24 protein-coding genes and 1 tRNA gene are annotated in these 25,931 nt (G+C 68.7%); 11 read left to right on the forward strand and 14 right to left on the reverse strand.

Annotated elements, in window-relative coordinates; all coding sequences use genetic code 11:
* Window positions 1-35 precede the first annotated feature (35 nt).
* Together ACTOQ2_RS05190 and ACTOQ2_RS05195 are read left to right on the forward strand one after the other, a co-directional pair.
* Window positions 36-599 carry an FAD-dependent oxidoreductase gene (locus tag ACTOQ2_RS05190; RefSeq protein WP_440098554.1) on the forward strand — a complete coding sequence of 188 codons (564 nt, stop codon included), beginning with the start codon at window positions 36-38 and terminating at the stop codon, window positions 597-599.
* A 120-nt stretch (window positions 600-719) separates the two neighbouring features.
* Entirely contained in the window at window positions 720-1,583 is an 864-nt protein-coding gene (locus ACTOQ2_RS05195) for a hypothetical protein (RefSeq protein ID WP_440098555.1), read from the forward strand.
* Here the strand turns inward: ACTOQ2_RS05195 and ACTOQ2_RS05200 are convergent.
* Window positions 1,561-2,016, reverse strand: a complete 456-nt coding sequence (locus ACTOQ2_RS05200) for a DUF488 domain-containing protein (protein WP_440098557.1) — start codon at window positions 2,014-2,016, stop codon at window positions 1,561-1,563. The genes ACTOQ2_RS05195 and ACTOQ2_RS05200 overlap by 23 nt on opposite strands.
* A gap of 191 nt (window positions 2,017-2,207) precedes the next feature.
* Here ACTOQ2_RS05200 and ACTOQ2_RS05205 point away from each other — a divergent pair, with 191 nt between their 5' ends.
* Window positions 2,208-2,849, forward strand: a complete 642-nt coding sequence (locus tag ACTOQ2_RS05205) for a tetratricopeptide repeat protein (RefSeq protein ID WP_440098559.1) — start codon at window positions 2,208-2,210, stop codon at window positions 2,847-2,849.
* A 104-nt stretch (window positions 2,850-2,953) separates the two neighbouring features.
* Here ACTOQ2_RS05205 and ACTOQ2_RS05210 read toward each other — a convergent pair whose 3' ends face one another.
* From ACTOQ2_RS05210 to ACTOQ2_RS05220, 3 genes are all read right to left on the reverse strand, one after another.
* Window positions 2,954-3,802: an alpha/beta fold hydrolase gene (locus ACTOQ2_RS05210; protein ID WP_440098561.1), complete on the reverse strand. Its 849-nt coding sequence runs from the start codon at window positions 3,800-3,802 to the stop codon at window positions 2,954-2,956.
* Between the two features lie 105 nt (window positions 3,803-3,907).
* Window positions 3,908-4,078 (reverse strand): hypothetical protein, encoded by a 171-nt coding sequence (locus ACTOQ2_RS05215; RefSeq protein ID WP_440098563.1) that lies wholly within the window; start codon window positions 4,076-4,078, stop codon window positions 3,908-3,910.
* A gap of 156 nt (window positions 4,079-4,234) precedes the next feature.
* Window positions 4,235-7,135, reverse strand: coding sequence for a BTAD domain-containing putative transcriptional regulator (locus tag ACTOQ2_RS05220; RefSeq protein WP_440098565.1), 2,901 nt, complete (start codon window positions 7,133-7,135; stop codon window positions 4,235-4,237).
* A gap of 573 nt (window positions 7,136-7,708) precedes the next feature.
* Between ACTOQ2_RS05220 and ACTOQ2_RS05225 the strand changes: the two genes are divergently transcribed.
* From ACTOQ2_RS05225 to ACTOQ2_RS05240, 4 genes are all read left to right on the forward strand, one after another.
* Window positions 7,709-11,380: a choice-of-anchor D domain-containing protein gene (locus ACTOQ2_RS05225; protein WP_440098567.1), complete on the forward strand. Its 3,672-nt coding sequence runs from the start codon at window positions 7,709-7,711 to the stop codon at window positions 11,378-11,380.
* A gap of 193 nt (window positions 11,381-11,573) precedes the next feature.
* Window positions 11,574-12,398, forward strand: coding sequence for a hypothetical protein (locus ACTOQ2_RS05230; RefSeq protein ID WP_440098569.1), 825 nt, complete (start codon window positions 11,574-11,576; stop codon window positions 12,396-12,398).
* Between the two features lie 348 nt (window positions 12,399-12,746).
* Complete coding sequence (locus ACTOQ2_RS05235; protein ID WP_440098571.1) at window positions 12,747-16,007, forward strand: AfsR/SARP family transcriptional regulator; 3,261 nt, start codon at window positions 12,747-12,749, stop codon at window positions 16,005-16,007.
* A gap of 9 nt (window positions 16,008-16,016) precedes the next feature.
* On the forward strand, window positions 16,017-16,277 hold the full coding sequence (locus ACTOQ2_RS05240) for a hypothetical protein (RefSeq protein ID WP_440098573.1): 261 nt from the start codon (window positions 16,017-16,019) through the stop codon (window positions 16,275-16,277).
* A gap of 64 nt (window positions 16,278-16,341) precedes the next feature.
* On the opposite strand, the gene ACTOQ2_RS05245 is transcribed toward ACTOQ2_RS05240, so the two are convergent.
* A tRNA-Lys gene (locus ACTOQ2_RS05245) sits at window positions 16,342-16,418 on the reverse strand.
* A 256-nt stretch (window positions 16,419-16,674) separates the two neighbouring features.
* Here ACTOQ2_RS05245 and ACTOQ2_RS05250 point away from each other — a divergent pair.
* A complete protein-coding gene (locus ACTOQ2_RS05250; RefSeq protein WP_440098575.1) occupies window positions 16,675-17,046 on the forward strand; it encodes a PRC-barrel domain containing protein in 372 nt (123 codons plus the stop codon).
* 136 nt (window positions 17,047-17,182) lie between these two features.
* Here the strand turns inward: ACTOQ2_RS05250 and ACTOQ2_RS05255 are convergent, their stop codons facing one another.
* Window positions 17,183-17,782, reverse strand: a complete 600-nt coding sequence (locus ACTOQ2_RS05255; RefSeq protein ID WP_344742816.1) for a nucleotidyltransferase family protein — start codon at window positions 17,780-17,782, stop codon at window positions 17,183-17,185.
* 61 nt (window positions 17,783-17,843) lie between these two features.
* Here ACTOQ2_RS05255 and ACTOQ2_RS05260 point away from each other — a divergent pair, with 61 nt between their 5' ends.
* Together ACTOQ2_RS05260 and ACTOQ2_RS05265 are read left to right on the forward strand one after the other, a co-directional pair.
* Complete coding sequence (locus ACTOQ2_RS05260) at window positions 17,844-18,359, forward strand: DUF6328 family protein (RefSeq protein WP_440098576.1); 516 nt, start codon at window positions 17,844-17,846, stop codon at window positions 18,357-18,359.
* Window positions 18,360-18,384: 25 nt separating this feature from the next.
* Complete coding sequence (locus ACTOQ2_RS05265) at window positions 18,385-18,534, forward strand: GPGG-motif small membrane protein (protein WP_362697514.1); 150 nt, start codon at window positions 18,385-18,387, stop codon at window positions 18,532-18,534.
* A gap of 270 nt (window positions 18,535-18,804) precedes the next feature.
* Here the strand turns inward: ACTOQ2_RS05265 and ACTOQ2_RS05270 are convergent, their stop codons facing one another.
* Together ACTOQ2_RS05270 and ACTOQ2_RS05275 are read right to left on the reverse strand one after the other, a co-directional pair.
* Window positions 18,805-19,518 (reverse strand): metallophosphoesterase family protein, encoded by a 714-nt coding sequence (locus ACTOQ2_RS05270; protein ID WP_362841263.1) that lies wholly within the window; start codon window positions 19,516-19,518, stop codon window positions 18,805-18,807.
* Window positions 19,515-19,760, reverse strand: coding sequence for a BON domain-containing protein (locus ACTOQ2_RS05275; protein ID WP_440098578.1), 246 nt, complete (start codon window positions 19,758-19,760; stop codon window positions 19,515-19,517). The genes ACTOQ2_RS05270 and ACTOQ2_RS05275 overlap by 4 nt, the downstream gene beginning before the upstream one ends.
* 145 nt (window positions 19,761-19,905) lie before the next feature.
* Here ACTOQ2_RS05275 and ACTOQ2_RS05280 point away from each other — a divergent pair, with 145 nt between their 5' ends.
* Window positions 19,906-21,126 carry a glycosyltransferase gene (locus ACTOQ2_RS05280; RefSeq protein ID WP_440098580.1) on the forward strand — a complete coding sequence of 407 codons (1,221 nt, stop codon included), beginning with the start codon at window positions 19,906-19,908 and terminating at the stop codon, window positions 21,124-21,126.
* 126 nt (window positions 21,127-21,252) lie between these two features.
* Here ACTOQ2_RS05280 and ACTOQ2_RS05285 read toward each other — a convergent pair whose 3' ends face one another.
* The 6 genes from ACTOQ2_RS05285 to ACTOQ2_RS05310 form a co-directional block, all read right to left on the reverse strand.
* Window positions 21,253-21,504 carry a DUF4235 domain-containing protein gene (locus ACTOQ2_RS05285; RefSeq protein ID WP_440073964.1) on the reverse strand — a complete coding sequence of 84 codons (252 nt, stop codon included), beginning with the start codon at window positions 21,502-21,504 and terminating at the stop codon, window positions 21,253-21,255.
* A gap of 128 nt (window positions 21,505-21,632) precedes the next feature.
* A complete protein-coding gene (locus tag ACTOQ2_RS05290) occupies window positions 21,633-21,902 on the reverse strand; it encodes a DUF6458 family protein (protein WP_362697502.1) in 270 nt (89 codons plus the stop codon).
* Between the two features lie 268 nt (window positions 21,903-22,170).
* Window positions 22,171-23,007, reverse strand: a complete 837-nt coding sequence (locus ACTOQ2_RS05295) for a MetQ/NlpA family ABC transporter substrate-binding protein (RefSeq protein WP_440098582.1) — start codon at window positions 23,005-23,007, stop codon at window positions 22,171-22,173.
* An 89-nt stretch (window positions 23,008-23,096) separates the two neighbouring features.
* Window positions 23,097-23,870 carry a DUF305 domain-containing protein gene (locus ACTOQ2_RS05300; RefSeq protein WP_440098583.1) on the reverse strand — a complete coding sequence of 258 codons (774 nt, stop codon included), beginning with the start codon at window positions 23,868-23,870 and terminating at the stop codon, window positions 23,097-23,099.
* A gap of 89 nt (window positions 23,871-23,959) precedes the next feature.
* Window positions 23,960-24,823: a lytic polysaccharide monooxygenase auxiliary activity family 9 protein gene (locus ACTOQ2_RS05305; protein ID WP_440098585.1), complete on the reverse strand. Its 864-nt coding sequence runs from the start codon at window positions 24,821-24,823 to the stop codon at window positions 23,960-23,962.
* A 120-nt stretch (window positions 24,824-24,943) separates the two neighbouring features.
* Window positions 24,944-25,855 carry an NADP-dependent oxidoreductase gene (locus ACTOQ2_RS05310; protein WP_440098586.1) on the reverse strand — a complete coding sequence of 304 codons (912 nt, stop codon included), beginning with the start codon at window positions 25,853-25,855 and terminating at the stop codon, window positions 24,944-24,946.
* Window positions 25,856-25,931 lie beyond the last annotated feature (76 nt).

Consider the following 25,931-nt stretch of genomic DNA (forward strand, 5'->3'; position numbering starts at 1 on the left):
GGAGCCGTTTCGCGCGCTCACCTAGGATCACCCCCGTGGAGAACCCCGCCGTCGAGCACGACGAGGCCGCGCGAAGGGAGAAGCCGCCGATGAACACCCCCGGCCGGATCGAGACGGAGATCGCGGTGATCGGCGCGGGGCTGACGGGCTCGGCCACGGCGTGGGAGCTCGCCCGCCGCGGGCACGCCGTCACCCTCATCGAGGCGTACGACGTCGGTCACTGGCGCGGCAGCTCGCACGGCACCTCACGGATCCACCGCCGGGCCTACGCCGACCCGGAGTACGTGCGCCTCACCGGCCTGGCCGGGGAGCGCTGGCGCGAGCTGGAGAACGACACCGGGACGGCGCTGCTCCGCGTCACCGGCGGCTCCTGGCCCGCGGTCAAGGTCGCCCAGCACGACGCGGGCAAACCCGTCACCGCCATCACCAGGGACGGCGTCGTCGACCCAGCCTCCCGCGCCGTGGTGACCGCCCACGTCCGGAGATGGCTGCCCGGCCTCGACCCCGCCCCGGCGGCCGAGGCGAGCTGCCTCTACACCTTCCTCACCAAGCAACTGGGCGAGCGGACCAAGAACCTGATCTCACGACGGTTGCGCTGAACGAGATGCTCGATCAGCCGGCAATCTGTCCAGTTGCGGACAACTCGCTCCAGCAAAGAACAACGGAGGAAAGCAAGGTTAGCCTTGTGAATCACCATTTCAGTCAGCACGGAGGGCTTGTTGGCGGAGCAGCGTTCCCTGTTCGGTCCCGATCTCGAAACGGTCCAGATCAAGCCGTCGAATACCCAGTTCCGGCGCATGAGAGTGCTGATCACCGTCAAGGCCGCCCCAAATCCCTCAGAGAGCTACGGGGAAACCGTGTGCGTGGCCGCGCTACGGCTCGACCTTGACCAACCGGGATGGGTACGGCTCTACCCAATCAACTTCCGTGAGCTAGACGGCAATAGCCAATTCCGGAAATATGATGTCGTCACTCTGGAAGCCAAACCCACTTCAAACGATCCACGAGCGGAAAGCTGGCGACCGCGGGCCGACAGCTTCGTCGTGCAGGGGCATCTTGACGGCTGGTCAAAACGGATGCCGTACCTCGATGACTACATCGAGGAATCTATGTGCGACCTCATCGCCGCCGTCCGCCGACATCCCGCGGCCCGGTCTCTGGCGGCCATCCGGCCCAAGGAGATCCTCGCGCTGGATGTCGAACCTCACCCCGGTTGGACGTCTGCGGAGCGACAGAAGATCGACCGGTACGTTCAGCAGCTCGGTCTTTTCGACTCCGCGCCTCGAACCGCGCTCCAAGCACCCCGCTTCAAGGCCTGGTACCGCTACCGCTGCCATTCGGCCGACTGCAACACACACCGTCAGGGAATCTACGACTGGGAACTGGTTGCCCTCCAACGCACTGTGAACGCTCGCGACGATATCGGGGTAAAACAGGTCATTCGCGAGAAGTTCTGGGATCTGATGTGCGCATCGGATCGAGACACCGTCTTCTACGTCGGTAACCAGCAGGCCCATCCGCAGAGCTTCATAGTTCTGGGAGTGGCTTATCCCCAGCGGCTCAAACCGACGCCGCGTGGCTGAACCGTTCACGAACAGCTTCCAGGACGAGGTCGCGATGACAGCGATACTCGTCGGCTTCGAAACACATGATCGCTACCGTCTGCCGCCGAGCGGCTTCCGCGATCCGGTTCAAACACTCGCGTGCGTCGGCATCCATGAGCTGCCCCGCATAGACACCGCGAGCTGCCCCCAGCTCGGCGGGGCTGCCACCGAACCCTGCTCTGTTCCATTTGGGATTGCCGAGTCCTCGCATATGTTCATAAGCGACTCCCGCGTCGGCAAGCGCCTTGGCCAAGGCGGTCTTGCTGAATCCACGCTTCCGGGAGATCGGGGTCAGCCGGACGTCGACCAGCAACGTGACGTTTTCACGGTGAAGCCGTCGGATGAACCCGTCGAGGTCACACCCCTCGTATCCGATCCCGGTCAACCGCGCATGCTGTCCGATCGTAAGCATGATCTGCACTCTCTCACGCCCAAGTCGTAACCGTCACACAGATCTCGTAAGGCTTGACGACCATTCCCACGACAGGCGGTCGTAACCCGTCGGCCAAGCTCTCACGGCAGCCGGAAGGCTGGTGTCACGCCTCGTTCGCCGCGTACGGTGTTCGACGCGACAGGCGGGTCCGGATGAACGGGGTTGAGCGGATGAGTGCCGAAGAAAAACTCGAAAGGGCCAGACTGTTCTACGAACGCGCGGTCTTCGACGGTGAGGCCGGGGTGCTGGAGGTGGCCGACCGGGAGCTGGACGCGATCGAGGCCGGTCTGGCGCTGGCCCGTGGCCGGATCATGCACGCGCGCTTCTTCGAGGACGGAGAGGAGGACCCGCGCGAGCTGGCGCTGTTCGAGCGTGCGACGGAGCTCTACCGGGCGCTCGGCGACCTGCGCGGCGAGAGCGAGTCGCTGCTCTGGATCGGCCTCCTCCACCAGGTCGTCCGCAGGGACGACGACACCGCGGTCCCGTTTCTCGAACGGTCGCACGAGCTCGCGGTGCGGGCCGGCGACAAGCTGCTGATGTCGTACGCGCTCCGGCACCTGGGTACCGCGGAACACGCCGCCGGACGGCTGGAGACGGCGCGGGAACGGCTGGAGGAGTCGGTGCGGCTCCGCCGGGAGCTCGGCTTCCTGCCCGGGGTCGCCGCGAACCTGGTGGGGCTGATCTACATCGCCGCCGCGGAGGGCCGCCGTGACGACGCGCTCGCGCTGGCCGAGGAGGGGAGTGCCCTCGCCGAGGCCGCCGGTGCGAAGAACATCGCGCGCCAGATCGAGGAGGCCCGCACGCGGGTGTAGGCGATCTCGCCCCTGTCGAACCTCCGGAAAGACCGGGAGGCCGGCGCGGTCACGGCCGCCTCCTGGGCCGGGTGGTCAGGAGACGGCCGTCGGGCCGCGTTACCTCAGGAGCCGGAAAGCACCTCGTCGAGCTTGGCGGCGAAGGCCTCGTCCTGGGTGCCGAAGGCCCCGTGGTCGCCGGGGAACATCACGTGCCGCCCCTCGATCTGCTCGGCGACCACGAAGGAGGCCCGGTAGGGCGGCTGTCCCTCCGACTCCTCGCCGGCCACCATCACCACGCGCGTCGAGGCGGCCCGGAGCGCGTCGACGTCGGGGAGGTAGCTGACGAACGGCGGCACCTCGTAGCCGATGAAGAACTCCGTGTTCTTCTCCATCCGGGCCATCGCCTCCGCCATCTCAGGGGCGGGCTCCCCCTGCTCCCCGTGGGTGGCCGCCTCCTCGTGCTCGTGGCCGGTCCTGTCGAACCCGGTGGCGAAGGCCTTCATGGCGGCTTCGGTTCCCTCCTTGGCGAACGCCTCCTCCACGTCCCGGATGACGCCCCGCCAGCGGTCGCGGTCGGGCAGCAGCTCGAAGAGCGGCGGCTCGTGGGAGACCAGGACGCGCACCTGCTCGGGGTGGCGGGCGGCCAGCTCCAGGCCGATGATCGCCCCGGAGCTATTGCCGAAGACGTACGCGGGCTCGTCGGCGGTGACGCCCGCCTCCACCAGCACGCGGTGCGCGTCGTCGGCGTGCGTCTCGATGCTCTGCGGCTCCGGCGGCCCGTCCAGGGGGCTGCGCGAGTTGCCGCGCCGGTCGTAGGTCACCACCGTGTAGCGGTCGGCGAGCCGCTGGGCCAGGCTCGCGTAGCCGGCGGCGTCGTAGACCCCGCCGCAAATCAGCAGCAGGGTCGGCCCCGAGCCGCGGATCTCGTGGTAAAGAGTCGCGCCGGGCACCTTCAGGGTGTTCGTCTTCATGGGCCGCATGGTCGTTCCTCCTCGAAAATCGTCGTCCGTCTCGTTCCGCCGATCGCAGAGGATCGGAGCCACGGATGCGTTCTCGACATCCCTGCCCGTAAGACTTCAGGGAAAGAGTGCCTCCTCCTGTGGCGGGCCACCCCGGGTTGGCGGCACATGGGCGACCGCACCGCCACCGTCCTCCTCGCTTCCCCTCGAGGAGGACACCGCGACCTCGCCGACCTGGCCGTCATGGCGGCCGGAGCGGAAAGGCGCGTCGTAGTAGTGCAGGTCCACACTCCTGATGATGCCAGCCGGCACCGACATTTCCGGGCCCGAACACGATGTTCCCCGCGTTCCCCGCGTTCCCCGCGCACGCGCACGGTCCGAGACCGCCCGTGCCGCACTGACCCGACTCCTCCCGCGTTCCCCGCGCACGCGCACGGTCCGCGCTCAACCGGTCAGGACGGTCACCTTCGGCTCGGCGTTCCGCCACGAGGCCCCGTGCCGGTCCAGCAGGGCCCGTACCTCGTCCGCCTCGGGCATGTTCCGACGTACGAAGATCTCAAGCGCCTCGGTCAGGCAGGCCCCGGCCCTGCCCGGCTGGCCGAGCCGGGAGAACGCCTGGCCGAGCGCGACGAGTGCCTTGCCCTGGATCCATTCGTTGCCCGCCTCCGCCATGAGGGCCAGCGAGTCCTCGGCGCAGTCGACGGCGCTGTCCGGCTGCCCCATGGCGAGGTGGGTCTCGGCCATCCGCAACAGGGTCGCCCCCTCCCGGACGCGCTGCTTGAGCCTCCGGTACGCCTTCCGCGACTTCACCAGCCGGGAGAGCGCCTCCTCCGGGCGCCCGGCGTCACGCAGCACGACGGCCGACTGGTACATGATGTCGGCATCCGCCCCGCCGCCCAGCTCGCCGATGGTGCGGGTGGCCAGTTCCATCGCCTCCACCGCCTCGTCGGCCCTGCCGACCGACACGAGCGCGAGCGCCAGGTTGCCCAGTCCGGTGGTCTCGCTGCTCCGATCGCCCAGCCTGCGCCAGATCTCGATCGCCTCGGCGTACATCGCGATCGCCTCGTTCTTGGACCCGCGGTTGGCGCCGACCATGGCCAGCAGGTTGAGGCTCTGCGCGTACTGCGCCAGATCACCCTCGGCAAGGCTGAGATCCCGCGCGGCGAGGCCGTCCTCGATCGCCGCGTCGAGGTTCCAGCGGCCCGCCAGGAACTCCCCGCGCATGCACCGCGCGCGTGCCTCGGCGCGCCGTTCCCCGCGGGCCGCCGCAGCCTCGACGAGGGCTCCCGCCGCCCGCTCGTAGCGTTCGGGGGTCTCGTCGGTCTCCAGTACGTCGGACGCCATGTCGAGCAGCCGTATCGCGTCGAAGAGGACGCTGCCCGGAGTCCGGGCGATCTGGTGCACGCCGCTGATCACCCCTTGCTCCTCGGCCTCCGCCCAGATCACCCCGGCCTCCTCGTCCGCGAAGGACGGTCCGGGGAAAGACGGCCCGGAGAAGGACGGCTCCGCGTCGGCCGGCCGGTCCGGGCCGGACACCGGCATGCCCGGATAGGCCAGCCGGTAGGCCGCCGTCATGCCGGCGAGGTAGTAGCCGAGCAGCCTGGCCAGCGCGGCTCGCCGGACGTTCTCGTCGTCCAGCCGCGACCGGGCGAAGATCTTGAGGAGGTCGTGGTAGCGGTAGCGGCCCGGCGAGGGCGACTCCAGCATGCTCACGTCCACCAGCGCCTCGCACACCTCCTCCGCGTCCGGCTCGTCCAAGCCGAGCACGGCCGCCGCCGAGCCCAGCGAGAAGTCGGCCGCGTCGGGGACGGCCAGCAGCCGGAACGCCGAGGCGTGCGCCGCGTCGAGCTGGTCGTAGCCGAGGGCGAACGTCGCCTCGACGGTCAGGTCGTCCACGCGCAGCTCCGCCAGGCGCCGGCGCTCGTCGGCCATCCGGTCGCGCATCCTGGCCACGCTCCAGGCGGGCCGCGCCGCCAGCCGCGAGGCCACGATCCTGATCGCCAGCGGCAGGTGCCCGCACGCCCCGATCAGGTCCGCCGCCGCCTCGCGCTCGGCGGCCACGCGCGCCTCCCCCACCACCTTGCCCAGCAGCGCCATCGCCTCGTCGTGGGGCAGCACGCCCAGATCGACCTGGCGTACGCCGGACAGCCCGACCATCTTCGCGCGGCTCGTCACCAGGACCGCGCATCCGGCGGCCCCCGGCAGCAGCGGCCGTACCTGCGCGGCGTTCGCGGCGTTGTCCAGCACGACGAGCACCCGCCGGTCCGCCAGCATGGAGCGGTACAGGGCCGCACGCTCGCCCGGTTCCTCCGAGTCGGCGGGGACCTCCGCCCCGAGGGAGCGCAGGAACCTGCCGAGCACGGTCTCCGGTGCGAGCGGCTGCGCCCCCGAGCCCCTGAGGTTCACGAAGAGCTGGCCGTCGGGGTAGTCCGGCGCGAGCCGGTGCGCCACGTGGACGGCCAGGGTGGTCTTGCCCATGCCGCCCGCGCCCGACACGGCCGAGATCAGCAGCGCCGAGGCGTTCCCCGACCTCAGGGCGTCCGCCATCTCGTCGACCTCGGATTCCCTGCCGGTGAAGTCCGCGGTGTCGGCGGGGAGTTGCCGGGGCACCTGCCTGGCGGCCGGGCTCGCCGCCTTCTTCCGGCCGAGGGCGGGGTCGGCCGTGATGATCCTCTGATAGAGCTCCGCCAGCTCGGGCGAGGGGTCGATGCCGAGATTCTCGGCGAGCAGTTCCCGGGTGTCGGTGAAGACGCCTATCGCCTCTGCCTGCCTGCCCGAGCGGTACAGCGCCAGCATCAGCAGGCCGGAGAGCCGTTCCCTGGCCGGGTGTTCCCCGCGGAGCGCGGTCAGTTCGGCGATGACCTCGGTGTGCCTGCCCTCCTCGACCTCCTGGGCGAGCCTGAGCTCCTGTACGGCGAGCCGCCGCTCCCCGAGCCGGGTCCGCTGGCCCTCGGCGTAGCTCCCCTCCAGCCCGGCGAGCGGCTCTCCCCGCCAGAGCGCCAGAGCCTCGCCGTACCGTCCCTCGCGGGACAGCTCCTCCATCGTGACCAGGTCGCAGGTCCCGCCGGCGAGGGCGTACCCGCTGCCGATCGAGGTGATCACCTCGGCACCGAGGGCGGAGCGCAGGCGCGAGACGTACGTGCGCAACGTGCCCATGGCGGTGCGGGGACGCTCCTCGCCCCAGATGGCGTCGAGCAGGTGACCGTGGCCCACGGTCCTGCCCTCGGCCAGGAGGAGGACGGCGAGGACCAGCCGCTGCTGGGGGGAGCCGATCTCCACCTCGTCGCCGTCCCGCCAGACGCGCACCGGCCCCAGTATCGAGAACCGCAGTCCGGGATCACTCATTTGACAGCGCTGTCTTTCGCTCGTTCTCGAACAGTCCCATGGAAGCGCCGCCGTTCTCTCGCGCCGGGATGCTGTCCGACGAAATCCAGGCTGTTTCGTCCCGCCGTGCCGCTCCGTACCAGCTCACCACGAGGAAGCATCGTATGGCAGCCCGTCGACATTTGCCGAAAAACCGGCGAAGCTCGTAATTTTTCACATTCGGGATGTTTCACCAGTGATCGCGGCGGCCGGCCACAGGGCACCCACCGCGACGTCGGCGGCCACCCCGGCCGCCCGGATCACTCACACCGGCGGAGCACCCGAAGGACCCGGACCCGCCGGAGAACCCGAACCGACGCCGGATGCCACTTCCACCGGCGCGCAAGCGGCTTCCAGCAATACGTAAGCACTTACATGAAACTTTCCGTACAGGAACCAGCGCAACATGGTCGTTACGTTTCATGTATTAGCTGAAATCTTGCAGCAATCTGTTCGTCATTTTAAGGTGTGGATACCCCCCGGGCACCACCGGCCGGCGTCCGCGACGTTCCGGCCGCGAAGCGTCCGGCTCTTCGTAAAGTGAAGGGTCAGCCGATGAAGAAGTCCGGCAGGCTAAAGGCCTGGACCATCGCCACGATCGCGGCGCTGACGGCGGGAGGGCTGGCCTCCTTACCGGTCGCCCCCGCCACGGCCGCCGCGAGGGCCGACTCCCCGTTCGACTTCCCCGGGCGCGGCGCCACCGTGCCCTTCTTCGAGATAGAGGCCGAGGACACCGCCCACTCGGGCCAGGTGATCGGCCCCGACCGGATCTACGGCCGCCTCCCCTCGGAGGCCTCGGGCCGCAGGGCGGTGACGCTCGACTCCTCGGGCGAGTACGTGGAGTTCACGCTCACCCGGCCGGCGAACGCAATGTCGCTGCGCTACAGCGTGCCGGACAACGCCTCGGGAACCGGTCAGAACACCACCGCGAGCCTGCGGCTCAACGGCACGCACCTGAAGGACCTGACCCTCACCTCCAAGTACGGCTGGTACTACGGCGGCTACCCGTTCAACAACAACCCCGGCGACACCAACCCCCACCACTTCTACGACGAGACGCGGACCATGTTCGGGTCCACGCTCGCCGCGGGGGCCAAGGTCCGCGTCCAGTTCACCGGCGGCATCCCGGTCACCGTGGACCTGGCCGACTTCGAGGTCGTCGGCGCCCCGATCGGGCGCCCGGCCGGCTCGCTGTCGGTCGACGACTTCGGCGCCGTCAAGAACAACACGAGCGTCGACAACACGGCCGCCTTCCAGGCCGCGGTCAACGCCGGCAAGGCCCAGGGCAAGGAGGTGTACATCCCCGAGGGGACCTACAACCTCTACGACCACGTGGTCGTCGACGGGGTCACCCTGCGCGGAGCGGGCCCCTGGTACAGCGTGCTCGGCGGGCGCCACCCCACCCAGCGAAACCGGGCCGTCGGCATCTACGGCAAGTACGTCCAGGGCGGCGGCTACGGCGGCGAGATCCGTCCCCACGAGGCGGGCGGCCCGAGCCGCAACGTCACGCTCAAGGACTTCGCCATCATCGGCGAGATCATGGAGCGCGAGGACAACGACCAGGTCAACGCCATGGGCGGCGCGATGACCGACTCGGTCGTGGACAACGTGTGGATGCAGCACACCAAGGTCGGTGCCTGGATGGACGGCCCGATGAACAACTTCACCATCAAGAACAGCCGCATCCTCGACCAGACCGCCGACGGCGTGAATTTCCACACCGGGGTCACCAACTCGACGGTGACCAACACGTTCCTGCGCAACACCGGTGACGACGCCCTGGCCATGTGGCCGGAGCGGATCCCGAACGTCGGCAACAAGTTCACGTTCAACACCGTGGGCGTCACGCTGCTGGCCAACAACATCGTCACGTACGGCGGCAGGGACATCCAGATCACCGACAACGTGGTGGCCGACACCGTCAGCAACGGCGGCGGCATCCACATCGCGAACCGCTACCCGGGCGTCAACTCCGGCCAGGGCACCGCGGTCGCCGGAACCCACACCGTCGCCCGCAACACCCTGCTCAGGGCGGGCAACAACGACTTCAACTGGCACTTCGGCGTCGGAGCCCTCTGGTTCAGCGGGCTCAACGAGCCGGTCAACGCCACCATCAACGTCACCGACACCGACATCCTGGACAGCTCGTACGCCGCGATCCACATGATCGAGGGCACCACGAGCACGGTGAACTTCAACAACGTCAACATCGACGGCACCGGCACGTACATGATCCAGGCGCAGTCGGGCGCGAACATGACGTTCAACAACGTCAGTGCCGACCACATCGGCGCGGGTGTCGCCATCCACAACTGCGTCGGCGCGGCCTTCACGCCCGTCTTCGGCACCGGCAACACCGGCTGGAGCCCCAGCAGCACGACCTGCACCGGCACCTGGCCCACGCCGAACTACATCTACCCCGGTGGCGGCGGCAACACCGGCGGCCTGTCCGGCTCCCCGGGCAGCCTGTCCTTCGCCGCGCGCCAGGTCGGCACCACCAGCCCGGCGCAGGCCGTCACCATCACGAACGGAGCCGCCACCGCGGCCCCGATCGGCTCGGTGACCGCCACCGGCGACTACGCCCAGACCAACAACTGCGGCAGCTCCCTCGCCGCGGGCGCGACCTGCACGGTGAACGTCACCTTCCGGCCGACCGCGACGGGCACCCGCACCGGCACACTCACCGTCGCCAGCAGCGCCCAGGGCGGCCCGGTGACCGTGAGCCTCTCCGGCAGCGGCACCAACGGCGTCGCCCTGACCGCCTCCCCGGGCAGCCTGTCCTTCGGGGCGCGCCAGGTCGGCGGCACCGGCCCGGCGCAGGCCGTGACGGTCACCAACACCGGCACCGGGCCGGCGACGCTCGGCACGGTCGCCACCACCGGCGACTACGCCCAGACCAGGACCTGCGGCACCACCCTCGCCGCCGGCGCCTCCTGCACCGTCAACGTCACCTTCACCCCCACCGCCTCGGGCACCCGTACGGGCACCCTGACCGTCGCCAGCAACGACCCGAACAGCCCGCTGACGGTCGGCCTGAGCGGCAGCGGCACGAGCTCGACCACCAACCTCGCGCTCGGCGCGACGATGACGGCGAGCAGCTCCAACGGCGGCTTCCCGCCGGGCAACGCCAACGACGACAACACCTCCAGCTACTGGGAGTCGAACAACAACGCCTTCCCGCAGTGGCTGCAGGCCGATCTCGGCACCGCGCAGAGCGTCGGCTCCGTCACCCTGAAGCTGCCCCCGCCGGCCGCGTGGGCGGCCAGGACGCAGACCCTGTCGGTCCAGGGCAGCACCAACGGCACCACCTGGACCACCCTGAAGGCCTCGGCCGGACACACCTTCGACCCGGCCACGGGCAACAGCGTCGCGATCCCGCTGACCAGTTCGAGCGTGCGCCATGTCCGGATCAACGTCACCGCCAACACCGGCTGGCCCGCGGCCCAGATCTCGGAGTTCCAGATCTTCCCGGGTGGCGGCAACCCCACGCCGACCGTGTCGCTGGCGGCCTCCCCGGTCAGCCTGACGTTCGCCGCCAGGACGGTCGGCAGCACCAGCCCGGCGCAGGCCGTCACGGTCACCAACACCGGCACCGGGCCGGCGACGCTCGGCACGGTCGCCACCACCGGCGACTACGCCCAGACCAGGACCTGCGGCACCACCCTCGCCGCCGGCGCCTCCTGCACCGTCAACGTCACCTTCACCCCCACCGCCTCGGGCACCCGTACGGGCACCCTGACCGTCGCCAGCAACGACCCGAACGGGCCGCTGACCGTGGCGCTGACCGGGACCGGCGGTTCCGCGCCCGTCACCAACCTGGCGCAGGGCAGGCCGACCACGGAGACCAGCCACGCCCAGGTGTACGGCTCGGGCAACACCGTGGACGGCAACGCGAGCACCTACTGGGAGTCGAACAACAACGCCTTCCCGCAGTCGGTCACGGTCGACCTGGGCTCCACGCAGAGCGTCGGCCGGGTCGTCCTCAAGCTGCCCCCGGCCGCCGACTGGGCCACCCGCACCCAGGCGATCGCCCTCCTGGGCAGCACCGACGGGACGAACTTCACCGGCGTCGTCGGCTCGGCGACGTACACCTTCAACCCCGCCACCGGTAACACGGCCACCATCACCTTCCCGGCCACCAGCAGGCGCCACCTGCGCCTGACCTTCACCGCCAACAGCGGCTGGCCCGCCGGCCAGCTCTCCGAGTTCGAGGTCTACGCCTCGTAGGCCGCGTGGCCTACGAGGCCTCGTGGCCGGACCGGGCACCGGATGGGACGAAAGCGTCCCATCCGGTGCTTTTCTCGTCCCGGCTTCCATCCCGGCGCACGCGTAGCTCCAATGGATCGGACCGTTGGTGTCAACCGAACACCCTTATCCCCCGTCTCCCCTTATGCCCCATCTGTCGTAAGCAGGAGGCGACGTGCGCGTCCGTTCGGTTCTCTCAGTCGCCGCCCTGGCCGGAGGCCTGGTCCTCCTCTGGCACCCCCTTCCCTCTTCCGCGGGGCACGGCTCGGTCGTCACGGCCGACATCGTGGAGTACGAGTGCACCACCGACGGTGTGACGGAGAAGCAGACCATCCAGATCAACGTCGAGATGACGATGCCGACGAACGCCACCGCGGGACAGCAGTTCACGATCGGCTGGCACGGCACCTACTCCGGCACCGGCCTGACGGCGCCCGCCGCGGGACTGCCCTCGGGCACCAAGCTGTACGCGTACGCCTCCATCAGCAACCTTCCCGGGCTGACCTCCGCCACCGGGGTGGGCGCCCTCGACACGGTCGGCGCGGGCCAGGCCATCCCGCTGCCGGCGACCCAGATCGCGCTCGCCACCACATCGAACAATCCGGGCACCGCGACGGTGAAACCCGCCGCCGTCAACTTCGGGACCCAGCCCGACCAGCCGTTGATCGAGTGCGAGTCGCAGAACAGGGACGCCCTGATGACCTACCCCCTCACCGTCGCCGGGGGCGGCCAGGCGACCGATCCCATCCCGACGGACACGGCCACCGAGCCCGTCGGCCCGCCCCCGGCGGACGAGGACACCGAGGCCGAGACCCCGCAGGACACGAACGGCGAGATCGACGAGACACCGGCCGGAGCGGCCGACACCGGAGGCGGTGGCGAGAGCGGCCCCGACGGACGGGCGCTCGTGCTCACCGGCTCCCTGGTCACCCTCGGCGCCGTCTCCGGACTGCTGTGGCGCCGTCGCGGCGCCAGGGTGGCCGTGGGCCGACGGGCCTGACACGACCGGGTGGGGGCTCCGGGACCCGACGCGCCCCCGCGACTCCGGGTCCCGACGCCCCCACCCGCGTTTCCTGACGGTTCGGCCGAGGTGGATGACCTGCGGCGGTAACCGCGCCGGCCCCGATCTTTCGTGATCTTCGTGTGGTCGGTCGAGGTGTTTGGCTGAGGCGTGATTTCGCTTTCTGGTCGACGTGATGGCCCGGCTGTCGTGCCGTAATCGCCCAGAAGTGATTCTTCGTGCGGCTGGTAGCGCACCGGTAGCACGCTGGTCGCGCATTGGTTGACGACGATGACGCGACCTGACAGCCTGTGTTCGCAGGTGCGGTATCGACCATGGGATGGTCAGATGCTTGAGTTCGGCGTGCTGGGGCCGCTTTCTGTGCACCGTGACGGGGTTCCCATCGAGGTGAGAGCGGGGATGTTGCGCCGCGTCCTGGCTGTGCTGTTGTGCCGAGCCGGACAGTCGGTGAACGTGGCGGAGCTGCTTGACGAGCTATGGGATCAGGCACCGCCGGCAACAGCCCGCAAAACGCTTCAGACGTACGTTCACCGGCTTCGTAAGGAACTCGGCGACGAGGGACTGATACGGCACGGCTCCGCGGGCTATTCGCTCGCCATCGAGTCCTGCCAGCTCGACGTGCTGCGTTTCGCGGAATTGCTCGACCAGGCCCGCGCTCTTCGGGAGCAGGACGACGCGGCCCGAGCACGGATTCTTTACCATCAGGCGCTGGGTCTCTGGCGTGGCACTCCCTTCGGGGACGTGGAGGCGGGCCCGGCACTGACCGACGAGATCAGGCGCCTGGAAGATCATCGGTTGGCGGCGCAGGAGGAGCGCATCGTCCTCGAGCTGGCTCTCGGACTGCATACCGAGGTGATACACGAACTCACCGAACTGGTCCGCGCGCATCCGTACCGGGAAAGCCTGCGAGCGCACCTCATGCTGGCGCTGTATCGCAGCGACCGTCAGGTCGAAGCGCTGGAAGCCTTCCACCTGACTCGCACTGTGCTACGCGACGAACTCGGTATCGAGCCGGGTGTTTCCCTGCGGCGCCTGTATGAGGCCATCCTTCGCTCCGATGAGCGGCTCTACCTGCCTGATGCTCCCCCGGCTCCAGGTCAAGACGGTGGCGAGCGCACCTCGCGGGAGACGCCCATCGCACCGCGGCAGTTACCTGTGGACATGGCTCGTTTCACCGGCCGCAAAGGTTACATACGGGAACTGGACCAGTTCTTGTCTTCGGCGTCCGAAGGGGCAGCCGGGACGGTGGTGATCTCGGCCATCGCGGGGACCCCCGGCGTCGGCAAGACGGCTCTCGCCGTGCATTGGGCGCATCGGGTGGCGCACCGGTTCCCCGACGGGCAGATACACCTCAATCTCCGAGGGCACGCCCAGGGAACCCCGATGCGTCCCATCGAGGCTCTCGCCCTGCTCTTGCGGGCACTGGGGATGACGGCCGAGCAGACGCCCGTCGATCTCGCCGAATCCGAAGCCCGTTATCGCTCTCTCGTAGCGGATCGTCGACTGCTCATTCTCTTGGACAACGCCCGGTCCAGCGCACAGATACGACCCCTTCTGCCCGGCGTCGGCAAATCGTTGGTGCTCATCACCAGCCGTGATCGGCTGACCGGTCTTGTCGCCCACGACGGTGCCCACCGCCTCATCCTGAACGCCATGACACCGCAAGAGGCCGAAGACCTGCTCATCAGGTTCCTCGGCCGCGAGCGGGTCGAGGCGGAACCGTTACCGTGTGCCGCTTTGATCGAGGTGTGCGCTCACCTTCCGCTCGCCCTGTGTATCGCGGCGGCTCAGCTGGCGGACCGGCCGCGGCAGACCATCGGCGAATTCGTCCAGGATCTGGTCGCCGGGGACACGCTCGCGTCGTTGACTGTGGAGGATGACGAGGAGCGCGGCGTCCGAACCGCCTTCGATCTGTCGTATCGCGCGTTGGCTCCCGACGAGCGGCGGCTGTTTCGCCGTCTTGGGCTGGTGCCATGTGCGGACTTCGCGGCTCCCGCCGCTGCGGCGCTCGCCGACATGACCACGCAAGAGGCATCTCGGACGCTGAATCGACTCGCGGCCGCACATCTCATCGCGGAGGAAGACCCGGGCCGGTTCTCTCTGCACGACCTGCTTCGTCAGTACGCGACCTCCCGAGCGAATGTCGAAGACAGTGATCAGGATCGAGCAGCAGCGATAAGCAGATTATTGGACTGGTATCAGCACAAGGTCGCCTCGGCCGACCAACTGCTCCGCGGGGGCAACACCCCACCGCTGTCCGCTCTGGCCGGCCCAGTGCAAACGCAGGACTCAGACCTACATGATTACAACTCCGCATTGGCCTGGCTCAACAGTGAGCGGCACAATGTTGTTAAGGTAATCGATTACGCTGTTCATCACGGCCACAGTCACACGACATTACTGCTGGCAGATCGACTGCGCAGCTACTATGACCTACTTCGCCCTGATATGGTTGAGTGGCTGACCATCGCCAGGTCCGCGCTTGCGGCAGCGCGATTCAGCGGAGATGTGAAGCTGCAACGAATGGCCTTGAGCGGTCTGGCGCAAGTTTACTTTAATCTCAGCAAACTCTCACGGGCAATCGTCTATCTACGGCAGGCGATCGCCTTAAAAGACGATTCCGTATCCCTGGCTCAACACGGCAACATGCTGTGCAACCTCGGCCAATTGCTTGGCGTGGTTGGCCGCCCCGACGAGGCAGTCACCGCACTACGGCAAGCGCAAGACCTTTATGCTGACCTCGGAGACGACGCGGAAAGAGCGGGGGTCCTGCTCATTCTTGCGAATCTGTACCGCGACTGCGGCCGCCTGGACGAAGCCATCGATATCGCCGAACAGGCCGTAAGACTGCACCGCGAGTTCACGGATACAGTATGGGAAACGATGTCTGTAGCCACAGTGGGAGAGATTTGTCATCTGCTTGGCCGGCTCGATGACGCCGCCACGCATCTGGGAAACGCTCTCACCGTACACCGCAGTTTGGGGAACCGAAGTAGCGAAGCGGAGACCCTGGTATCCCTTGGTCGTGTTCATCGCGATCGTGGCGACACCGATTCCGCTCGTGATCATTTCGAGGCGGCCCTTCGCCTCGCGCGGGACGTCGACCACCGCAACGTCGAGGTTCAGGCCTTGAGCGGCCTGGCCTCGTTGAGCACTCATGACCGTGATGTGATGCTGGCCATCGATCTCCACCAAAAGGCGCTGGAAATCGCCAACGACCTTGAGACCCCTTACCTGAAGTGTGAGACCTACTTGGGGTTGGCCGAAGCACACCACCATGGCAATCACCTCGCCGAAGCGGCGGATCTCGCACGACAGGCGCTGGCACTGGCCGAGCACAGCCAGTTTCGCGTGCTTCAAGGGCAGGCGTTTTATCTGCTTGCCCGTTGCTGTGCCGCGAGGAGAGACGACGAGCACGCACGTGTCTATGCCTTGCGCGCCTTGGACGATCACCATCAGAGTGGCCATCGTCTCGGTGCGGCACATGCCCATGCCCTTCTCGGCGAACTTCTCGCTCGTGTCGACGCCACAGCAGGAAAAGAACATGCCAAGGCAGCTGAGGGTCTCTACGCGGAAATACTGAGATGATCTCGGCGTGTGGTCTTCGCCGTAGGTGACGTCGCGGAGCCGGTGGAGTCGGTTTCGATACTCCAGTGGCCGCGGATCCACATGGCCAGGCCGGTGGGGCAGGCCTGCCCAGCGGACAGGCCGTCAGGCCGGGTCATCGCCGTCGACCAACGCGCGACCACCGTCGTGTGGACACGGACCGCGAAGCCAGACGGCGGCCTCCAGGCCCCCGTCCAGGTGTGGGAATCGGGCACCGGCGGCTGGGACGCAGCCCGCACCAAGCCCCTGTAGGGCCCGGAAACGACCCTGGGCATCCCCGCCGAAGCGGAGATGCCCAGGTCATCGGCCTAAACCGTGGTGCGCCGCCAGGGACTCGAACCCCGGACCCGCTGATTAAGAGTCAGCTGCTCTAACCAACTGAGCTAGCGGCGCTTGACGTCGACAAGCTTACCGGACCCGACGCCATGGTCCGTACATGAGCAGATATATGCCGCCAAAGAGCACCGGACGGCGGGATTCACTCCCCGGGGGCGGCGGCCGAAACCCGCGATGACCTGCGGATTCAAGCGGAAACAAAGGCGAGCGAACAGTGTTCCACACCTGCTGACTTGGGGAAATGCCGTTTAGGGCTCCTCGCTCGGGTACGTGACCGGAGCCCGGAGTATCAAGTCAAGGGAGATGTTCAACCATGCAACCTGAGCTCTGGAACTATCGATCCGACGTGTACGACCAGGACAGGACGCTCGACGTCGCCGGGTACCACGTCGAAGCCACCGATGGGAAGATCGGCTCCATCGACGAGGCGACGTACGAGGTCGGCGAGAGCTACCTCGTCGTCGACACGGGGCCGTGGATCTTCGGCAAGAAGGTCCTCCTGCCGGCGAGCACGGTGACGCAGATCGACCCGCAGGAGAAGAAGGTCTACGTCGCGCGCACCAAGCAGGAGATCAAGGACGCCCCCGAGTTCGACGAGGCGAACTTCAAGGAGCCCGCGTACCGCGACCGTGTCGGCGAGTACTACGGCCGCTTCCCCTTCGGCGGGGGCCCTGGAACCTTCTGACCCGGACCTTCCGGGCACGGGTCTTGTGATCCGGAACCTTCGGACCCGGGATTCCTGACCCGGTACACCGGACGAGACGACGAGAGGGGCCCCGCCGGACGGCGGGGCCCCTCCGCGTTCGCGGGACGGTCGGGTCTCACGGCCAGGTCGGGTCACCTGAGGAGTCGATGGGGCCGGGGATGACGTCAAGGCGCTGGAGAAGGATGAGAAAGGTGGAGGCATAGGGGGAGTCCTGGACGACGGCGGCGACGCGGTCCCAGTCGACCTGCTCGCGCAGGGCGCGGACCTGGGGCAGCAGGGAGCCGTAGTCGCAGCTGTGCTCGGAGAGCGGCAGCAGCCAGGAGATGACCAGGTCGGTGGCCTCCAGGACGGGCAGGATCACCGCCGAGGCCTTCATCGGCTCCGCCCGCTTCAACAGTTCGGGGGTGACCGGATGGTCGCAGATCGAGAAGATCAGATCCACCAGCCTGCCCTCGTCGAAGGCCTTGACCAGCCAGTCCTCCGGCGGCTGCCTGGACGTCTCGAATCCCAGCTTGCCCAGCGCCTCGAGCGCGAGCGGCACGTCCTCCTGGGGGAGGACGAAGTCGACGTCGTGGAGCGAGGGGGCGGCTCCGCGCGCGTAGGCCGCACAGCCTCCGGCGAGAGCGAACCTGACGTCCGCGTCCTTCAACCCGCTGCTCGCTCGCTTCAGCGTTTCCAGGATCGCGTCGGTGACCTCGTGACTGTGGCTTCCCATAGCCATCGCCGTACCCCGTAACTCCCCAGGTAGGCATGCCAAACCTTTCCTTGGGTAAACGATGCGCATGATTCAACCTGAACATGTGCAAAGGGAACATCCCGAACCCGGAGAGACCCGCAAGGAACGTGTCGACCGCGAACTCGGCGAGTTGTTACAGGGCCTGCGCGTCGCGGTCACCGGCGTGCAGGTGCTGTTCGCCTTTCTGTTCAGCCTGCCGTTCGCGGCGGGTTTCAACAAAGTGGACACCCTGGGGCACTGGCTGTTCTTCATCGCCCTGCTGAGCGCGGCCATCGCGTCCGTCTGCTTCATCACCCCCGCCGCCCAGCACCGCCTGCTGTTCAGGACCGGGCTGAAGGAGAAGATGCTGCACCGCGCCAACGCGCTCGGGATCGCGGGGGCCGCCGGGCTCGCGGTCGCGATGACGAGTTCGGTGGCGCTCGTCGCGGAAACGGTCCTCAACGCCTGGCCGGCGGCGGTGTTCGCCGGGGTCGTGGCCCTGCTGAGCGCCTGGCTGTGGTTCATCCAGCCGATAGTTGATCTGTACAGAACCGAGGATGATGAAGATGTTAAGTAGCGAATTGTGAGGGCAGAGGCGGGTTATGGCTACCTTGCTTTGGATCATCGCAGTTGTTCTCGTCATCTCCGGGATCTACGTCATCCTGGCCCGTCGCGATTTCCTCTGGGGAATCGTCCTCATCGTCCTCGGCTTCCTCGTCGGTCCCGGGGGTGTGAGCATCTTCAATGTGTGACGCGAGCCTCACGCTCGCCGCACACAGACCGGTGCGAGCCCAGTGCTCGCACACCGTCCAGGTGCGGGCCGCACGACCCGCACGCGGTTCCGTACGGCCTGATGTCCGTACGCCGTCCGGTGCGGGCCTGAGGCCGGCACACGTCTCGACGCGGGCACCACGCTCGCGAAGAACGTTCGTAAGAAGCATGTAAGCGCCCCGAACTCCCACAGAAGCCTCGCGGGCCGGGTATCCCCCGGCCCGCTTCTTCATGTAACGCGTCGGAACGCGTCAGAGGAGATACACGCCGTACGCCCGGCCCAGCACCGGCAGCGCCACGTTGCGCACCCGGATACCGCCCGGCGTGACGCCCTTCTCCGTGCCGGCGTGGGCGTGCCCGTGGATGATCAGATCGGCGCCCTCGGCGTCGACCGCCTCGGCCAGCAGGTAGCTGCCGAGGAAGGGGTAGATCTCCAGCGGCTCCCCGGCGAGGGTGTCCTTGACCGGCGAGTAGTGGGACAGCACGACCCTGCGGTCGGCCTGCAGCTCCTTCAGCGCCACCCGCCAGCGGTCGGCGATCCGCTTGGTGTGCCCGACGAACGCCTTGATCTCCGGCTCGCCGAAGTCGCTGGCGCACTTGCCCGCGTACCCCCCGCCGAAGCCCTTGCCGCCGACCACCCCGAGCCGCACCCCGTCGATGTCGAGCACCGTCGCGTCGTCGTGCAGGACCTCGATCCCGGTGTCGCGCAGCAGGGCGGCGATCTCGGCGGGCTGGTCGGAGTGATGATCGTGGTTGCCGAGCACGGCCACCACCGGGATCGGCAGGTCGCGGAACTCGTCCGCCACCACCCGCCCCTCCTCCATCGTGCCGTGCCGGGTCAGGTCTCCGGCGAGCAACAGGACATCGGCCTTCTCACCGATGTCGTGGAGGTGCTCGCGATAGCTCCCCTTGCGGCTCTCGTCGAGGTGTACGTCCCCGACCGCCGCGATCCGCACGTCTCTCACAGCCTCTCCTCCCCCACCGGGTCCCGCACGTCCACGATGTCCATCTCGTTGTGGACGGCCAGCCCGGGGGCCGCCTCGCCGGCGACCTCGGCGATCAGCTCGCTGCGGTCGATGCTGGCGACCTGGCCGCGCAGGTAGAGCTGATCACCCCGGATGTCCACCCGGATGCCGAGTTCCGTGGTTCTCTCGTCCTCGGCGAGCGCGCGTTGCACGCGCGCCGCGACGTACTGGGGAGCCTCCATCGTCGAACTCCTTCCCATCCAAAACTGCTCGCCTTCCCGTGAATCCCAAGGTCAAACACGTTTAAAGTCCCCGGTCAGGGCAGAGGAGGCCGGTATGCCCAGGACGCAGGCACGCCTGCCCCGCACACCCGGTGGAGCCGTGTCCATGAAGATCGCAATGGTGTCAGAGCATGCCAGTCCCCTCGCGGCCGTCGGCGGAGCCGACGCCGGGGGCCAGAACGTCCACGTCGCCGCCCTGTCCCTCGCGCTCGCCGCGCGCGGGCACGAGGTGACCGTCTACACCCGCAGGGAGTGCCCCTCACAGCCTGAGGAGACCTCCCTGGCCCCCGGGGTCACCGTGGTCCACGTCCCCGCCGGACCCGCCATGCCCCTGTCCAAGGACGACCTGCTCCCCTGGATCCCCGACTTCGGCCGGTGGCTCGCCAGGCGTTGGAGCGCCGCGCCACCCGACATGGTCCACAGCCACTTCTGGATGAGCGGCCTGGCCGCCCTGGCCGCCGCGAGGGATGCCGCCGTCCCCATCGTGCACACCTTCCACGCCCTCGGTACGGTCAAGCGCCGCCACCAGGGCACGGACGACTCCAGCCCGCGCGAGCGCCTCAAGATCGAGGCGATGGTCGCCTCCCAGGTGGACGCGATCGTCGCGACCTGCGCCGACGAGGTGGCGGAACTGCGCAGGATGCGGATTCCGCGCAGCCGGGCGCGGGTCGTGCCCTGCGGCGTCGACGTGCGCTCCTTCACCCCCACCGGCCCGAGGAGGGACCTCGGCCCGGGGCCCGTCCTGCTCGCCATCGGCCGTCCCGTCCGCCGCAAGGGCGTGGACACCACGATTCACGCCCTCGCCCGCATTCCCGGCGCCACCCTGGTCGTCGCTGGCGGCGACCTGGACGACCCGGAGGCGGACAGGCTCTCGCGCGTGGCCGCCCGGTGCGGCGTGGCGGACCGCGTCAGGTTCCTCGGCAGGGTGGACAGGGAGAGCGTCCCCACCCTGATGCGCTCGGCGGACGTCGTGGTCAGCATGCCCTGGTACGAACCGTTCGGCATCGTGCCGCTGGAGGCCATGGCCTGCGGCGTACCGGTGGTGGCGTCCGCGGTGGGCGGGCATCTGGACACCGTCGTCCCCGAGGTCACCGGCCTGCTGGTCCCGCCGCGAGAGCCGCACACGCTGGGCGGGGCGCTGCGCCGGTTGCTCGCCGCACCGTCCCTGCTGGCGTCCTACGGGGCGGCGGCCGCCGCCCGGGCACGCTCACGCTACGACTGGAACCGGATCGCCGCCCAGACGTCCGCCGTGTACGCGGAGGTGCTCTCCTCCCGCGTCCCGGCGCGGCGGGCGGCCGACGCCCGCCCGTGTCCCGGAGCCGCCTGACGGCTCCGGGATATGGGAGCCGTCTGACGGTTTCGGACGTACGGAGGCCCCCGGTCCCGCGGACGGGATCGGGGGCCTTCCGGCGTGAGGCCGGTCGCCGGTGGTGACGGCGGCTACCTCACGGGGTCACTTGCCGGTGGCTCTGTGGATGCTCCGGGACGCGGAACGGTCGATCGCGGCCTTGACCACACCGAAGATGGCGCCCTGGATGGCCGACGCCACGAGGATCTCGCCCCAGCCGTACTCGTCCGACGTCGCCTGAGGGGCGTCGTCCTTACCCGACGCGAGCTTCCAGACCTGCTTGAAGATGGCCCCGGCGATCGCGCCACCGAGCATTCCGCTCACGGCGCTCGCACCGCGGGATACGACTCTGCTCACGTCCTGTGCCCTCCGTTCGCGTTCCTTGAAACGGCACGCCTACCCGCGGGGACCGTTTCCTAACGGACCCGGAGCGGCCGGCGGTACCCGCTGACGTCGCGTTTCCCCTGCGGGAGAGGTCCGCGGGATCACACCGCCGGGGGGTCGTTGTAGTGGCGCTCCTGGTAGGTGCGGCGCTGGGTGACCGGATCGTCGATCACCGTGGTGGTCGTCGAGTCCGGCACCACCGCCCGGCGGGCGAGGCTGAGCCGGTACACGGCGAACAGGAGCCACGCGAGGCCGCCGATCATCAGAATGACACCGACGATGTTGATGTCGAATCCGGCGATGTCGAATTCGACCGCCCACGTGAGAATGGCGCCGAGCATGATGAGAACGATGCCGCCTGCGATGGTCATGGAATCTCCTCCTTCGAGCCAACCCACCCCATCTATCCCCCGTGCGAATCTCAAACGTCACCGGACGGAGGTAGATGCGGACCGCGGCCTCCCGTTCGTCGTCACAGGCCTGCCGGACCTGGAAAAGCGTCGGCCGCGCCCCCCGCGAGACGGGCGGGGAGGCGCGGCCGAGGCGTGGCGCGGGAGGTGGTGACCGCCCCTGGGGCGGATCACCGGACACGGCACCGGGAACGGCGCCGAACGGAGCACCGGCGGGTCACCGGGCGGGTCACTCGGCGGGCAGGACCGCGCCCTTGTACCTGTCCTCGATGAACTTCTTGACCTCGGGGCCGGTGAGGAGCTCGGCGAGCTTCTTCACGCGGGGGTCGTCCACCTTGGCCGGGACGGTGACCAGGCCGTTGGCGTACGGGTTGCCCTCGCCCTTCTCCAGGATCAGCGAGTCGGTCGCGGGCTGCAGCCCGGCCTCCAGGGCGTAGTTGCCGTTCACGATCGCGGCGTCCACGTCCTCCAGGGAGCGGGGCAGCTGGGCCGCCTCGAGGGGCTTGAACTCCAGTTCCCTGGGGTTGCCCGCGACGTCGCGCTCGGTGGCCTTGACGCCCACGCCCTCCTTGAGGGTGATCACGCCGTTGTCGGCCAGGAGCTTGAGCGAGCGGCCGAGGTTGCTCGCGTCGTTGGGCAGTGCCACCTGGGCGCCCTGAGCGAGCTCGGAGACATTCTTGATCTTCTTGGAGTACAGGCCGAGCGGCTCGATGTGCACCGGGGCGACCCAGCTGAGCTTGATGTCCTTGCCCTTGGAGAACTCCTCCAGGTACGGGATGTGCTGGAAGTAGTTCGCGTCCAGGTTGCCCTCGTCCAGCTGGGTGTTGGGCTGGACGTAGTCGGTGAACTCGACGATCTCCAGGTTCAGCCCGGCCTTGGCGGCGAGGTTGTCCTTGACGTACTTGAGCACCTCGCCGTGGGGCACGGGGTTGACCCCGACCCTGAGCGGGGCGTCGGCCTTCGGCGTGCCGCCGGCGGGCTGGGCCGTGTCGGTGGACGTCCCCCCGCACGCGGCCAGGGTCCCGGCCAGGACCAATCCGGCCACGACCCCAAAGATCTTACGCATGACTCTCCCCTGATTCCCCTTATATCAAGTAGGGAATATACCTCACAAAAGGGATGGGAGGACAAATTCTTTACTGTCCTTGCGGGCCCCTACTGGCCGCGCAGGGCCAGCATCTGCGCGATCTGCGCCGTACGCGAGACGTCGACGCGCCTGGCCATCTCGGTGACCTGGGAGTGCAGCCCGGTCGCGACCTCCACCTTGGCCATCTGGGCGGCGTCGTCCTGCTGGGCGATCAGCATGTCGAGGAACCTCCGCTCGAACTCGGCCGGTGGAGCGGCGATCAGCGCCGCCATCTCCTCCTCGCTCACCCCCGGCATCCCGCCGTGGGCGGCGTGCTCGTCGTCCTTCGCGGTCGCGGGCCGCCCCCAGGCATCCAGCAGCCCGGACATCGAGGCGGACTCGCGTTCCTGGGTCACGCCGATCGCCTCGGCGAGCTCCTTGACCTCGGGGCGGACCGGCCGCTCGCGCACCAGCCGCACCAGCCGTACCCCCTGGGTGTTGTGGGGCACCATCATCTGCAGGAACATCACGTCGGGGGCGTTGAAGGCGACTCCTGCGGCGGTCCCCGCCGGCGGGGCGGGCGAGGGGCTGGGCAGCCCCGCGCCCGCGCCGTGCGCCGAGTGGTCGGAACCATGATCGGCGCCTTGGCCCGAAGCCCGGCCGGGACCCTGGCCGGACCCCTGGCCGGAGGCGCCGTACGTGCCCTGGGCGGGAACGGGGGACGGCGGCTGGACGGGGGCGGCACCGTGCGCCCCGTGACCGGCGGGACCTCCGCGGAGTTCCTGGATGCTGTCGGCACCGCAGCCGGAGAGCAGGAGAACTCCCAGGACGACCGCCGGGACCACCGGAACCGCACGCTTCATGACGAACTCCTCGGTTCTCGGGAGGACTCTCGGGAGAGCGACGATCCCGGCCGGGGTGGCGGCGGCCACCCCGGCCGGATCTCACCGGGTCAGAGGCGTCGCCACAGGGCCGGGACGTTCGGCGGCTCCCAGCCGGCGAGCGCGGTGTGCGCCTGCAGGCACTGGTAGGTCACGCCGCCGTAGGTCACCGTGGCGCCCACCGCGTAGGCGGTGCCCGCCTTCCAGGTGCCGCCCGGCTGGCTCGTCGGGGTGGGCGTCGGGGTCGGGGTCGGGGTCACCGTCGGGGTCACCGTCGGGGTCGGTGTGGGGTTGGGGTTGGTGCCGCCGAAGTTCACGTCGGAACAGGTGTAGAAGGCCTCCGTGCTGCCCACGATGCGCTGCCAGATCGAGAAGATGAGCTGGCGGCCGCTCCGCTGCGGGAGGTTGATCGTCCAGTTGGTGAACTGGGTGGGGTTCTGGTTGTTGAAGGTCCTGATGTGCTCCAGATCCGACCAGCGCAGCGGCTGGGTGGGGCTCCAGCTCTGCTTGGTGATGTAGAACTCGAAGTTGCTGTTCGCGTGCGGCGCGGTCGCGTGGTAGGTGACTGTGAGCGGCCCCGGGGAGACCGAGGTGGCGGGCCAGTCGGCCCTGGCGAGGTTGAGCCCGCGGTACTTGTCCCGCCCGGCGCCGCACAGCTGGCCGTCGGGGATGATCTGGCGGTGGTTGCCGCCCGCTTCGAGCCGGGACACCTCGTGCCAGTCGTAGAACGCCTGGGTGCCCCCGGCCGCGACGGCCGCCTTGCACGCTTCCGACCTGGGGGTCTCCGGACCTTCGTTCTTGCAGACGTAGGCCCGGCTGGGCGGGTTCGACATGGACCCGTGGGCCACCGCCGCGGTGGACGGCAGCAGGGCGAACAGGGACCCTACGCCGATCGCGGCGGCGGTACCGGTGGCCAGCTTGTGTCGCAGATGCACGTGGACTCCTCCTGGAGCGAGAAATGGGAGGCGGGACTGTCCAACGAGCCGACGGATAGCACGTTATTAACAAGAAACCTTACTAAGGGTTCTGGTCATAAGACCAGCGATACGGCCATATCAGTCCATGACCAGCACGACCTTGCCCCGTCCGTGGCCGGTGGCGACCTCGCGGTGGGCGTCCGCGGCCCACTCCAGCGGATAGGTCCGGCGTACCGGGAAGACGAGCCGGCCCTCGGCGTACAGGGCGGCGAGCTCGGCCAGGCGGGACGCCAGCCGCACCCCCCTGGTCACCTGCACCCCCAGCTCCGCGGCCCTGCCGTGCTCGACGAGCGTGACGACGCGCTCGCCCTTCACCAGTTGCAGGGAGACCTCCAGCGCCTCGCCGCCCGCGCCGTCCAGGACCATGTCCACCCCGCCGGGGGCGAGGGCGCGCACCCGCTCCAGCAGGCCCTCGCCGTACGTGACGGGGATCGCCCCGAGCTCGCGCAGGTAGTCGTGGTTCTCCTCGCGGGCCGTGCCGATCACCGTGGTCGCCCCCCAGAGCCGGGCGAGCTGGACCGCCGCGGTGCCGACCGCGCCCGCGGCGGCGTGGACCAGGACCGTGTCCCCCTCCCCCACCCCGAGCTGCCGCAGCGCGATGTGGGCGGTCTGGGTCCCGGCGGTGAAACCGCCCGCCACGTCCCAGGGCATGTTCGCGGGCTTGGGCGTGACGTTCTCCGCGGGCACGACCACGTACTCGGCGTAGGCGTTCAGCAGGTTGAAGCCCAGGACCTCGGCACCGGCCGAGACCTCGCTCACCCCCGCGCCCACCTGGTCGACCACCCCGGCGAACTCGTTGCCCGGCACGCGGGGCAGCTCACCGCCGACCCCCTCCGGGGTCCACCCCGACCTGATGGCCAGGTCGAACGGCTGCACGCCCGCGGCCCTGATCCGCACCCGCACCTGTCCCTCGCCCGCCTCGGGCGTCGGAAGCTCCGTCGCCCGCAACACCTCGGGACCGCCGAACTCGAAAAAAGCAGCTGCCTTCACAGGGTTCCCCTTCGCTCGTGTACGTCGCCGCCCAGCCTGCGACCTCAAGCAGGGTTGAGGTCAACTCACGCGTTCA

Source organism: Streptosporangium sp. H16 (assembly GCF_051918855.1).
Classification (GTDB): domain Bacteria; phylum Actinomycetota; class Actinomycetes; order Streptosporangiales; family Streptosporangiaceae; genus Streptosporangium.